The organism is Spirosoma sp., assembly GCF_048594605.1.
Lineage (GTDB): Bacteria > Bacteroidota > Bacteroidia > Cytophagales > Spirosomataceae > Spirosoma.
In genome coordinates, this window is record NZ_JBMDWV010000056.1 from 1 (window position 1) to 12,923 (window position 12,923).

Here is a 12,923-nt window from a genome sequence, read left to right on the forward strand (position 1 = left end):
GTCATTTCATACAATTGAGCAGCCTGGCTTTTATTCCCCGCAGCAAATAATGAATCAGCCCGACGGAGCGTGTCTGACAGGGTCGCTTGTGCCTGTGAATACAAAGGTACAAGACAGAAAAGCAGGCTAACGATATGGCGAGATGATGGCAAGGAAATAAGTAGCTAGTACGACCTATAATCTAATCATAACTTCCTCGTTGTAGAACGTATCGTTCAAAAAGCTAACAGGCAAAAAAGAAGGGAAGCAAGGATTGTACAATCCTTGCTTCCCTTCTTTTTTCAAACATATTAAAACGGCAGATCGTTGCTCTCTTCTTCAAAGGCGGCATTAAAGGACATAGTAGATGGCTGGCTTTGCTGGGCCGGACGCGACTGTGGCTGCGATGCGGCCGCAGGACGGGATGGTGTGGCATAGCCTGATCCGCCTTCGCCCTCGGCCAGTTCTAAACGAAAAGCACGTAGCTCTGTATACCAGCGATCATTGTACTCGCGCGACTCGGCACTAAAGGTAGCTTTCAGCATATCCCCATCGGCAAACTGCTTCAGGTCGTTCGCTTTTTCACCCCAGATTGACATACACACCTTTTTAGGATATTGACTATCAAGAGTTTCGAGAACAAAATCCTGCTTATTCCAAGGTCCGTTCTTCCCCTGACCTGTTACTTCGGGAAGTACTTTAATGAGTTTTCCGACTACTTCGAATGCCATTATTTCTGGTCTTTTACTGTTAATTTAGAAAGATAAAAGTACAAAAATTTCTTCATTTTTGGGGCTTCTGCTGCTAAAAAAGTAAAAGATTTCTGAGGCAATTTGACAAACGGCAACCGACCGGCTATATTTGCACCTCAATTACAGAATTGGCCACGTGGTGAAACTGGTAGACACGCCATCTTGAGGGGGTGGTGCTTCACGGCATGGGAGTTCGAGTCTCCCCGTGGTCACTCTAAAAAACGCTCAAATCAGCTTGGTTTGGGCATTTTTTGTTTTTGCAGAAGTAGTAATGGCAAAAAGATGGCAGACATTTTTGATCAATATAAACGGATTATTACTGCCTGCTATACCTGAACATCGCTCCTGAAAACTTCCCTTTTATCGAAATAAGCCAACGACAACTTCACAAACAATAGGGCATCAACTACGGCCTCTGACCGTCGCCATGAGAGAAGCTTGTACGCAAATGAGATGTTCATTTACAGGGGTTCTTCCACGTCAGCAATAGTACTATTTCTAGGTTAGCATTTTACCAAGCAGGCAGATCGTGTTTGTACAGGTTTTGCCGGAGCCATCGTTTGGCGAACCGTATGCTACACAGGAATTTTCACGACGATCTTTGTCCCGCTCTGATACGCGGAGGAAAATATGATGCTTCCACGAAGCTTAGTAACGCGCTCATTGAGCGATTTATATCCTGCGTTCTTTTGTATTCCATCCACTGAAAATCCCCTTCCGTTATCGCTTACTTCGAGTACAAGAAAATTCTGCTCGTAATAGAGCAATATTTGCGCCTTACTCGCCCGCGAATGCCTGATGATGTTCATGATAGCTTCCCGAAGAATCATAACCAGGGTAGATCTCATGGCAGGTGTTAAAATGGCTCCGTTGATGTCACCATTAAAATCGAAACTGATGCTGGTTCCTGAAAATAACAACTCTATCTGTTGCGAAAGCCGAAGCCAAAAATCAGACGAATCATTTTCAAGATAAAGTTCGTGCGATTTTCCCCTTGTCTTGATATAGCTTTCTTCCAGCAAGTTAGCGATTGCAAAGGCTTGTTCTTTTTCCTTTGAGTCCGTCATATCTGCGGACCTCATCCTTAAATACAGTAGCGTTGCAGCCATTGATGACGACAGATCGTCGTGCAGTTGTTGACCGATTACTTTTCGCTCTGTCTCGCGCGCAATCTCAACCTGTGCCAATTGCATTTGCATAACCTCATCCACTTTCTGAACCAGTTCTTTGATTTTCCGTTTGCCAGAGCGGTAGCGAGCGAACATGATCAGCAGAGCCAGAAGAATCCCAAAAATTGCAAAGAGCGCCAGAAAGCCATTTCGTATTTGTTGCTGTTTCAAAAGGGCGATTTGGTTATCTCTGGCCTTCGCCTTATATAACTGTTCCATTTCTAAGGACTTTCCCTGCATTTCCAGTTTGTGCCTTCTGTCCTTAAACTTCATGATCAGATTCTGGTAATGAAGTGCCTGTTCATTATTGCCTTTCCTTAGCTCGTACAGGTAAAGTTTTTCCAGTGCGGCAAGTAACGCAAAGCCTGTGCTGACATTGAAATGCAACGTACGCAAAACAGCCATAGCCTCCGCTTCCCTGCCAAGCCGCAGAAGGCTTAGTCCACGCATTACAATAAACTGTTCGCCTATTGCCGTATTGGCGATATCCTTGTAAAAAGATACTGCACTGTCAAGATGGGCAAGGGTGCTTTCATATTGCTTTTGCAAATACGTGTACTGGGCAATGTTGACATAAGATGTTGAAACAAACAGACGGGTATCCTTATGTATAGTTGATTTTAGCCTGTCATGTATTTTATAAATACTATCGATGAACTGTCTTTGCCCGGTAGCCCGATACTTTTCCAGGAAAAGATTTTGTCTGGACTGCACCGTATTTGCAGTTTGTGCTTTTACCCATGCAAGGTTTGTCGATGCACGGCTCAACGTAGCGAGAGAGCTATCGGAATAGATCAAAGCCTGATCGGCAAGCGAAAGACTTTCAAACATAAACGAAAGAGCATTGTAGGCGAGCACTCTTGTAGGTAGCATATCCTGGCTATTCGTGATGTCTCGAAGCTCCTGTAGCGTATAATAAGCCTCTACGTAGCGGTTGTCTTCCATTTGAAAATGTGATTTAAACATCAACACATTTCCCATCCAGATAGGATGGCGCAGGGGCCGGGCCGAATATTCTTTCAGGTATAGATTGCAATACCGGATACCACTTTGTGTGTGTGGTGATTCGTACACAGGGTTTTGTCCTCGCAACGTAGTTTTATTGCTTGTGTGCGTTGCGTAGCTATTGTAAAGGTAATTGCAGACAAAGTACAGAAAGTCCTGCCTGTTGCGGTCATCCGCAATTTCTTTATAGCGTGGAGCAAAAAGATGACACAGCCTGTCCGTTTCGTCAATGTTTTCCTCGCTGAGGCCCTCAACTTCGAATAGGTGCTTATTAATTTTTTGTACCTCAGAGATTGTCAAATGATACCGATCTGCCGGCCGGAGCGTATCAGGCAGCCGCCAATAAAGACTCTTGCTCATTTGAGCATTTCCTAAGCCAGGACATAGATATACGAGTAGAGTAAGGATAATCAAGAAAAATTTCAACCTATTGCCCCCTATAACTGTTACTATTTTTATTCCATACATATGTAGTTCTATTGAACGTACTGTAGACGCGGACGATCGCAACGGCAGACCGAAATTTCGTTGTCTAAGGCGATTGCACTACCCGTAGTACAACTTGATGAGTCGTAAGTAGGGTGTGTTTCAGACGATTTTTATGATTACAACTATGTTCATGGAAGCCTGTAATTACTTTCCTGGTTGATCGCTATCCTCAAAAGAAACTGGTATTTACTGACTGTTTATTACTACTTTGACTGGAGTGATTTGCCTGTTGAATCGGCCTGATAAATCTACAAAAGGCTGTTTAAAAAGTATAGTACGTTAACCGGAAAGCAACAACAAATCGATGTGTTGCGTCTATACTATTTACAATATCTCGCGTACCCTATGGCCGATCAAATTTTAAAATGATTATGCTTTTTAGGAGAAAAAATTAGATTTATATTACTTCTTCTTTAAATAGTTAAATATAAATTTATAATAATACTTATCTGTTAACTAATTTTGCAATTACTAACGGGTACAATCCACACCTCTGCGAATCTAGCTGACTTTACCAATTCATCCTGGTAAATACGCGCCCGTCTATAAAAGCCTCAGCTTCAGGCACTCCACACGCTTATCATGAGCTGCTTGCTACGTCTTCCCGACGTAGTAACCCTTTTCAGCAACACCCAAATTACACTAGCAGTAGTGTTTTTTTTCGTTGCGAACAGGTACTGCTCGAATGTTTAATACCGCGCTTTACCACGTTTTATCCTCTATAATAAAGTTAAACAATGAACAAACCTCTTATGCTTGCCGGCCTGATGGGCCTCTTCGCTCAGTGTAGCTCTCCCGAATCAACCCCAACTCCACAAGCAACAAGCTTACCTACCGCTCAGGCCCGGGTGGCTGCCCAACGCTACGTTAGCCTTGTCACTTCTTCGGTTCAGAAAACCTTAAATGTGGCCTATGGCAAATCGCTAAATGATCAGGGTCAGTATCAAACCCAGCATTTGGATATCTATCAGCCCGCCAACGATGCTTTTCAGGCCAGACCCGTTATTGTGCTGATTCATGGGGGAGGCTTTACCAGCGGAGACAAATCCCAAATGGCCAACTATGCTAATCTATACGCCCAGTATGGCTATGTAGCCGTCTCGATTAACTACCGCCTGTCGACCAAAAAAATGAGAGAGAGCCTAACCGATCCTATTTTTGTGGCTACGGTGGATAATGCCAAAGAAGACGCCTTTGGAGCCATCCGCTGGTTGCGTGCCAATGCAGCAAACCTACGGATCGATAAAGGAAGGATTGCGGTTATGGGCTACTCGGCCGGAGGTGTAACAGCCATGTCGGTCAATTTTGATCAGAAAAACCAGCGGAAGACGAACAGTGCCGCCCCAACACAAAGCACGGCTATCTCGACCATCGTGGAGATGGCTGGGCTGACTGATCCAACTCTGATCGGTCCGGGTGCGAAGCCTTTACGGATGATTCATGGAGTGAACGATCCGGGAATAAAGTATGAATATGCTCAGCAGCTCTACAAGGTCTGTCAGGCCAATCGGGTTCCGGTGGTGTTTCAGTCGACAGCTGGAGGTCATGATTTATCCCCCTATTTCAAGGAAATCACCTCAGGCACACTCAGCTGGTTCAAAACCTACCTGGTAGACGCAAATCCGACGTATTAATCCTATGGCCTGGGAGCACCCTTTATTGCAGGTGTTGCTCCCAGGCTATAATGTTGAACTTTCAAATCCAAAGAGCTGCACAATTGGCGACAGGGCGAGAAAATTCATTCTAAACAGTTGAGCTTTAAGCTTGCCAGCTTTTTTATATATTTATGCTGCCGGGCCTGAGCATTAGCCCTCAATCGGTGTTGCTGAGTGGCGAGTGTGTGATAATGGCGAAGCAGGCTATCCTTGGATGAACCTTCTTTCAACTGTTCGTGGGCCTGAACCATGAGCGTTTCCAACCTGGCAATATCACGATCATACCCCATCAGCACGGTTTCGTATTGCTCCACCCAGATCAGTATTCGTTCATGGGGTGTCAGATTTGAGGGAGATTTTGCCGGGGGCGTACCAGGAGCTAATATTTTCTCCCACTGAGCTTGTAACTCCAGAACAGCCTTTCCCAGGTCTTCTCCATCAAAAGCCTGAAGAGGTAGGTAAGTACAGTGCCCATTCTCAACTATATAGGCCTCCAGAAGGTGATTATCGCTCAAGGCAATAGCACTCAGCGCGTTCAGGGCTTCTTCCAGCCGATTCACTTTACAATGAAAATTCCGCTGCTGCCCTTGCTGGTCAATGGATTGAATATGAAGCGTTATCATAGCTCTTTTTTTAATCATGGGAAGTGGGTAGCCTACCCAGCTCGGATTTAGTCCAATACGGTTCAAACTCCGAAAATATCGTCAGCCATTCATTTTGTTGAGTTGGTTTAATGACGTAAGCATCAGGCGAATACACAAAAACCTGGGCGATATCATTAGGATCTGCCGAGTGACTAAAGACAACAACAGGGATAGGCTGGTAAAGCGGATGGGCTTTTATTGTCTGTAAAATGTGTAAACCTGCATCGGCACTGGGCAGATACAGGTCGAGCAGTATAAAACGAGGAAGACTTTTTTCGCTTGTATTGCATTGCTCCAGAAAGGGCAGCACCTGACTACCAACCGAGTGCCAGACGCATTCTACATCCTTAAACTGCCGTAGCAAACCAAAGCGTATCAGAAACCAATCATCGACATTATCTTCTATGACTAGAATAGTTGGTTTTTCTATTCTGTTCTGTACTACTGTTTCCATACTTATCGTTGGCTGTCCAAGCCACAAATAGCTAGCTTCTTTCACACGGGCCCGATACTGAGCCATTAACCGTTCGAATTGAATACGGTCTGGCCTATCAGTCTGGTTCTGAACGTGTAGCTTAGTCATGATTCGCGGGAATAATCTGCTTTTATCCTAGGTGTAGCAATGACAACAATAGGTTCTCATATTTTTGCTATTTAGCTAATATTAGTTAGGATACGGCCATACTGCTACTACACTATTAACTCAGAGTAGAAGTTATTAACAGATTGATTATAAGATTGGCCTTCCCTTGGGCTGTAGCCCACTCACCAATCAGCCTTCACCCAACTCACACTCTCAGGCGTTGCTACGTAGTGCTAAGAAGCAAAAAACTCACCTCTTCGGATAAAACATCGCTTTAGCTGTAGGTTTTAAGAGGTTCAGTACATGATACGTTAGTTCACCCTGATAAACGTATTACTGTTAAGAACTCAGTTAGTAACAACGGATCAGAAATCTGAAAAGCGGCATTAAAGCTGACTCCTGAATTGAGCAGGCTGGAGAATCCTCCGGGCAGACCTTAAAACCGTTAGAATTTCCTTTTAGCACCTAGTTTGGTTTTTACCTGCTCACTCAGATACTTGAGCCTGGTTGTATGATCCAGTAGCTTCTGGTAGTTTTCGTCAACGGACCGCCCTGGCAACGTAGTGAGTTGATCCATTTCCTGTAGTAGTCGCTCAAACTCGGTTTGTAAAGTAATTTGTAAGGTAATTAGTGGATCAGTGCCGACAGCCTGCTTATTCGTTTTAAGTTGCTGGATATAGGTACTAAGCTGATCATATTGGCCATAAAGATCCTGAACTGCCTTTAGCCAGCTGGCAAGTACGTATGCAGGATTATCAGTACCGGGAGTGTATACCTCTTCTTCCATTCGAAAACTTTTTATAACGTATTCAACAAGCAAAAAAGCATAAGTATTAAAATATCCCGAGCAATGAAAGATTAAATTAACATATTAATTATGCGGTATATAGCTAATAAGAATGCCAATCTGATACACAGCCAGCTCCGCAAGTGGCTTTCCTGACTAGTAAATTCTTTCTCTCCTCTGTTACGGCATTGAGTCGAAACTACGACTTATGAGTTAAGCTCTCAGAATTCACTTTTAATAAACAGCAAGCGTTTACAAGGACTGCCATAAACTCGGTTATGTTTGAAGGCTTTTTAACCGGTTGCTCAAAATAGAAGGTTATTCCGGGCTTAATTGATGACTTTTGAAGAGGGCCACACGGCCTGTTTCCTTGCTTAATAACCAATTTACTCATGAAAAAAACATTATTTAAAATTCTGGCTATTTTAACGCTAACTACGTCTTACACAATGGCTCAGGTGGGCGTTGGCACGACCAACCCAAAAGCTTATTTTAATGTCGCTGATGGCCGAAACGTCCTGTTTGGACAGGACGTTTCCGGATTGGGGACAAAACTCATTTGGTCTCCTAGTAAAACAGCCTTCCGGGTGGGTAGCATTGATGCTGATCAGTGGGACGATACTCAGATAGGCATTCGCTCTTTCGGAATTGGCTACAACGTTCTGGCCAATAATGCCAATACGTTCGCTATTGGCTTCCGCGTCACCGCCAGTGGCAACAATTCGACCGCACTGGGTAATAATGTGTCAACCAATAACTATCCGGGCTCTTTTATTATTGGTGATTATGGAGGTTACGTCTATAACAGCACCGCTGGCAATCAGATGACCATGCGCTTTGGCAATGGATACATGCTGTATACCTCCAATGATGTTCAGACGTCGGCAACGGGGGTAAAATTAAGTAGCGGGGGCAACGCCTGGCAGATCATTTCTGACTCAACGCGCAAAGAGAATTTCCGGGTTGCTGACGGATCTGCTTTTTTGCGAAAGATTGCCAGAATGCGGCTGGGCTCCTGGAACGATAAAGGTCAGGATGCAAGGCAATCTCGTCACTACGGTCCAATGGCCCAGGATTTTTTTGCTGCCTTCGGCCACGACGAACTAGGAATTATTGGTGAAGATAAATCCATCAATCAGGCCGATTTCGATGGAGTGAATCTAATTGCTATTCAGGCGCTGATTAAAGAGATCGAGCAGTTGAAAGCCGACAACAAGACCCTTCTGTCGGAAAACGCGGCCCTGAAAACCCAGACTCATGCCCGACTAAATAAAATTGAAGCCTTACTTGAACAGCAAGCCACCGGCAAATCACTTACTTTCAAACCTTAAGCTAACCGTGCGAACCTTTCTAACCCTGGTAGCTTTGCTGGCTAGCCTGAAGCTGGCCACCGCCCAACTCTCGATGGGCAACAACGGCATGACCATTTTGGCGGGTACTCCTTTTTCCACAGATGGACTTACTCTCCTCCCTTCAGCTAATTTAACTATAGCGAACAACACCATCCAGCGGACCAGCACTCCACTGGCAAACTATCCCGGCATTAACCGACTCTATCAGTTGAGTGCTCCCCTGCTTTTCTCGGGCACAGTGGGGCTATTCTACCTGCCTTCTGAACTGAATGGCTACGCAGAGTACGGTTTGAAGCTTGCCTATAGTTCATCGGCTAATGGCCCATTGACCTATGCTACGTCGACTTCGGTCAACACCTCGACTCATTACGTATCGAGCCCGGTAACCAATCAGAATCTGCGGGTTATAACCGCTTCGGCTCAGTCAGATCTGACACCAACCCTCTATGCTCGCCCTTCGACAGTGGGAGGAACCAAACCCATCAGTGTGGTGGTGGATGTTTTTGAGCTTAACGGCGCCCCCACTCATGGCCCCATTACTGTCAAGCTGACCAAAGATATCAAGGTTAGTTTGAGTTTGTCAGCCAGGGTTACGCAGGTGGGTGGTCGTCCAGTGCAGAATAGTGTATGGATTTTTGATGGCGATTCGGATGAGGACTATTATGTGTTGACCACCAATTATTCGATAGCGGCCGGAGATGTGCTCTCTTTTGGCTTAACGGGCAGCTTGACTCCAGGTGCCACATCGGGTAATATTGTCTTTAGCACAGTGGTAGGACCAGGCAGTGGCAGCGAAGTGTATCTGCTGAATAATTCGGATGCCGACAAACTGGAGTTCTTCCAGCAGTGAGATTCAGTACGTCAGCTGAAGATCTAGCCTAAGAAAAGCTTACCCGAGGGTAGGCTTTTCTTTTGTCCAGCGTTCTAACTGGGGCTACAACATAAATCCAATTCTGTAAACTATCAGCACCTGAGTCAATACGTTCCTAAAACCCTCACCTCTCTACGGTTCGACAACCAACGTATGTTTTAAACTATTGTAGCCCGTAGCCGCTTCCCATACCGTTTCGTTGGCCAGACGAATGCTGTACTCGGAACGATGCGCCAGTGAGCTATAAGCATCGGGCAAATTCAATAACACCTCGTATTGACCAGGTTGTAAATCGGTGGGTAATATAAACGACTCCTGCCATCGAATCGGACCGCTCAACCATTTTCGGATATCAGTTTTACTGGCTAAAACCCTCACCGCTTTTGTTGTTATGTGACGTAGCACAACTTGGAGGGGACGAGGATTATACGGTGAGGCATATCCCACATTTATTAGGTCGATTTGACAAGTGAAGTTCTGCCCGGGCCGAGCTTTCTGAGGAAAGCTTGCTTCTTTCAGTACGAAGCGATAGCCCAGATTCCGACGGATTTGCGCCATGCAGCCATCGGTTTGCCAATCGTTATTGACCGAATTATTGTAGGATGCATTCAGATAGCTATAGTGCATGGCGGCCATTTCCTGTTCGGCCCGCCCCACGGGAGCACAATCGTTTTGGGGGCTGAACGCATCATCGCATGTTTCTCCCCCGACAGCTGTATAGCGGCTGTCCTGTTCAAAATACCGCCGAAGGATTTCATTTGAAGGGCCACGTTTTGAGACAGAATTACCATAGTCGTAAAAGGTACCGTAGTCGTCAGCGCTCGCCAGGAAGCAGTCATTATGAAACCCGATACGCGCTACATTCGACTGACTGAAAGCCTGGTTTGCGCTCATGGGCGACGTAGTGACTGCAGCGCGCGGCCCCTGTACAAACCGTTGTTTAATCTGGGGAGTGCGAACTTGCACCATCCGATCTTTGGGCAGCGCCTGGAGCAAGGCCCCCAGCACCTGGTTGCGGTCTTGCCAGCTCCTGTCGGGAACTACACCAAGCTGATTGAGGGAAGCGTCCCCAAAATAATCAGTATAGTAGTTCTCACCCCATATACCAATGAATCCCATCTGTAAAACCGCAATGATATCCGCGTTTGTCTGTAACAGAGGTTTGAGCTGCGCAATATGAGACAACACCACTTTCTTGCTCGCATCACCGTAGGGCGGACAGATTTTGTATTCGTCTGGGCAATTGCCGGAATGAGTTTTATCAGTATATGAAAAACGTAAAATCAGCTTGACGCCCGCCAACCGGGCTGTATTAAAATCATCCTGAATCTTCTGTAGAAAGCCAGTGTCGATGGGTCCGTTCTTAAAGCGCTCGAGTCGGTAAGCCCGGTAAATCAAGGAACAAAAAAACGAATAGTTGGCTTTGGTCGTTTGCTGAGGCTGACGTCGATAATTAATTAAAACAGCTTTGTCCAGCGGTTTAAAATCTTCAGTACTGGTGCCGAATGGAATATAGAACCCTCGTTCCGGATTAGGAAAATCCTGAAGACTTTCCTGGTACACAATTCGTCTCGTTTGAGCCAGGCAGGGTTGAAGCCCAACCAACAGGACATACAAAATAACGTACTTAGAGAGGTTGTTCACGGATTTGATGAGCTAGGCTATGACAACACTTTTGTTGAGCACTGCCAGTTGATGCTAAACGTTACACTGACTGAAAATAACGCACTCTACTCTCTACAAGGCGATTGATTGAATTGTTTAATTAACGTGGAGATGACTGACCACCCGGTAGTATTAATGTGATAAACGTGGGCGTTCGCCATTATAATTCTGGATCAATTAGGCCCGACGTACTACGTGCTGTGGCAAAATGAACAATTTCGACTTATATTGTTACGTACCACAATTACTTAAGTATAATTACACATACGCATAAAACTTCCTACTCAAAATATGATGTTTTTTATATAAAGTGATATTTAATAGATTTTTTCACAAAAAAAGATATTTTCTCATTGCATATTATACGCACAGGGTTACTTTTAGTCTACCATACCACATCAGCGATTAGAGTATGTGCCATAATATTATAAGTACATATACTCATTTATTATTTAATATGAATATGTATCACTGCAATCATATTACTACTTTAGAAACTATCTTAATTTGTTTTTAATACGTATTAAATTCTCTTTTTCCGTTTATCATGATCAAATTCTACCAGATCCTACTATTATCAGCTGAACGCATTTTCGGTTTCCGTCAAGTTGTAGCCCTTACCGTTTGGGTGATGCTATTAACCAGCTTTTCATCATGGGCCTACTCAATTAATAGAGGCTCTTTGTCACACAATCATAAGAAACCACTTAGCTCTGTTGCTGAATTCGGCCCAGGCACCGCTTCTCTTGATTGCATCACACCTACCTTCGGTTCAATCACCTATGAGCCCGCCGAAATCTATCAGGGGAATCCCGAATCGCTTACGTCCACCATCACGGGTTTACTCCCTAACGCAAGCCAAACCTTTACGTATTCTATCGACGGAGTTGTTCAGGACCCTGTTACTGCCACAAGCGACTCTTCCGGCAAGGTGCTGAATCCTTTTAAATTTGAAGCAATCAAAGCGGCCCTTTCCTCGGTGGGCGTTCATGTGGTCACCCTTACGTCCATAACCGTCAAAGGCTGCACACTTCAGCTGAGCACCAACAACTCGGCTACCATAACCGTCAAACCCGCGCCTGACCTAACTCCTGTCGTTTACGTAACACCTACAATACAGTATGGCTCCTCCACCTTCTCAATTGTGGTGGACGTGTTTGAACTCAATGGCTCACCGACTAATCCTGGCCGTAAGATTACCGCCTATATCAACAAAAACACTTATGCACAGGTGCAGTTTGACGCCACGGCTCAGTCGGTAGGTGGCCGCCCGGTAGCCAACAGTGCCTGGAACCTGGACGACTCCAATCCCGACTATTACATTCTCTCCACAGCGGCAGGCGTTGAAGGCGGAGGCTCACTCAGCTTTGGGTTGCTGGTCAAGCTAACCCCAGGTGGCACCTCGGGCATTTACTCGGTGGGGGCCACCATCAGTCCTTCCAGCGGAGGGGAGCTTAGGGTGACCAACAACGTGGATGTTGACAAGATCACCTATTTTGGACAGTAGCAGACATGCCTTTCTAATCAGCAAGATCTGCGAATTATAGAGTAGTTTCTAGAACATCACGTTAATACATACCAAAGCAGCACAATTCATTCTGGTAAATCATCCAAACAAGAGCACAAATAAAAAAGGACTGCATAATCTATGCAGTCCTTTTTTATTTGTTTTAGCTTCGATTAATTAAACTGATCAATCTCCTGAACAATCTCGGTTCGTCGTTCCTAATCAATAACGGTCCAAAGTCTGACTGATTAAACGTTTACAACACCAGAGGCACCTAGTACTCTAAACTCCTCTGGTTCCAGACAGAAAAAACCGTGGACTTTACTTCTGGAAGAAATCGATTTTGTCCGCGTCCGTGTTGTTGGTGATCTTCTCCTCCCCTCCACTGTAAGGAGCAATCACACTCGTCATCGTCAACGTCCCCGATGTGGCACCGGGCGTGATGCTGCCCGTCAACCCAAATGA

General features: G+C 45.2%; 10 protein-coding genes and 1 tRNA gene. 5 read left to right on the forward strand and 6 right to left on the reverse strand.

What is annotated here, in order from left to right; genetic code table 11:
* Positions 1-290: 290 nt before the first annotated feature.
* The gene (locus tag ACOJS8_RS03135) at positions 291-710 is read right to left on the reverse strand and encodes a DUF3127 domain-containing protein (protein WP_420147073.1); all 420 of its coding nucleotides are present in this window, start codon (positions 708-710) and stop codon (positions 291-293) included.
* 151 nt (positions 711-861) lie between these two features.
* Between ACOJS8_RS03135 and ACOJS8_RS03140 the strand changes: the two genes are divergently transcribed.
* Positions 862-943: transfer RNA gene (locus ACOJS8_RS03140), tRNA-Leu, on the forward strand.
* Between the two features lie 363 nt (positions 944-1,306).
* Here the strand turns inward: ACOJS8_RS03140 and ACOJS8_RS03145 are convergent.
* The gene (locus tag ACOJS8_RS03145; RefSeq protein ID WP_420147074.1) at positions 1,307-3,265 is read right to left on the reverse strand and encodes a sensor histidine kinase; all 1,959 of its coding nucleotides are present in this window, start codon (positions 3,263-3,265) and stop codon (positions 1,307-1,309) included.
* Positions 3,266-4,131: 866 nt separating this feature from the next.
* Between ACOJS8_RS03145 and ACOJS8_RS03150 the strand changes: the two genes are divergently transcribed.
* Entirely contained in the window at positions 4,132-5,028 is an 897-nt protein-coding gene (locus ACOJS8_RS03150) for an alpha/beta hydrolase (RefSeq protein WP_420147075.1), read from the forward strand.
* A gap of 104 nt (positions 5,029-5,132) precedes the next feature.
* On the opposite strand, the gene ACOJS8_RS03155 is transcribed toward ACOJS8_RS03150, so the two are convergent.
* The 3 genes from ACOJS8_RS03155 to ACOJS8_RS03165 form a co-directional block, all read right to left on the reverse strand.
* Positions 5,133-5,672 carry a hypothetical protein gene (locus ACOJS8_RS03155; protein WP_420147076.1) on the reverse strand — a complete coding sequence of 180 codons (540 nt, stop codon included), beginning with the start codon at positions 5,670-5,672 and terminating at the stop codon, positions 5,133-5,135.
* A gap of 10 nt (positions 5,673-5,682) precedes the next feature.
* Positions 5,683-6,276, reverse strand: coding sequence for a response regulator (locus tag ACOJS8_RS03160; protein WP_420147077.1), 594 nt, complete (start codon positions 6,274-6,276; stop codon positions 5,683-5,685).
* A gap of 445 nt (positions 6,277-6,721) precedes the next feature.
* Complete coding sequence (locus ACOJS8_RS03165; RefSeq protein WP_420147078.1) at positions 6,722-7,063, reverse strand: hypothetical protein; 342 nt, start codon at positions 7,061-7,063, stop codon at positions 6,722-6,724.
* Between the two features lie 392 nt (positions 7,064-7,455).
* Here ACOJS8_RS03165 and ACOJS8_RS03170 point away from each other — a divergent pair, with 392 nt between their 5' ends.
* Positions 7,456-8,394 carry a tail fiber domain-containing protein gene (locus tag ACOJS8_RS03170; RefSeq protein ID WP_420147079.1) on the forward strand — a complete coding sequence of 313 codons (939 nt, stop codon included), beginning with the start codon at positions 7,456-7,458 and terminating at the stop codon, positions 8,392-8,394.
* 7 nt (positions 8,395-8,401) lie between these two features.
* Positions 8,402-9,265: a hypothetical protein gene (locus ACOJS8_RS03175; RefSeq protein ID WP_420147080.1), complete on the forward strand. Its 864-nt coding sequence runs from the start codon at positions 8,402-8,404 to the stop codon at positions 9,263-9,265.
* 153 nt (positions 9,266-9,418) lie between these two features.
* On the opposite strand, the gene ACOJS8_RS03180 is transcribed toward ACOJS8_RS03175, so the two are convergent.
* Complete coding sequence (locus tag ACOJS8_RS03180) at positions 9,419-10,930, reverse strand: DUF4832 domain-containing protein (protein WP_420147081.1); 1,512 nt, start codon at positions 10,928-10,930, stop codon at positions 9,419-9,421.
* Between the two features lie 703 nt (positions 10,931-11,633).
* Here ACOJS8_RS03180 and ACOJS8_RS03185 point away from each other — a divergent pair.
* Positions 11,634-12,458 carry a hypothetical protein gene (locus ACOJS8_RS03185; RefSeq protein ID WP_420147082.1) on the forward strand — a complete coding sequence of 275 codons (825 nt, stop codon included), beginning with the start codon at positions 11,634-11,636 and terminating at the stop codon, positions 12,456-12,458.
* Positions 12,459-12,923 lie beyond the last annotated feature (465 nt).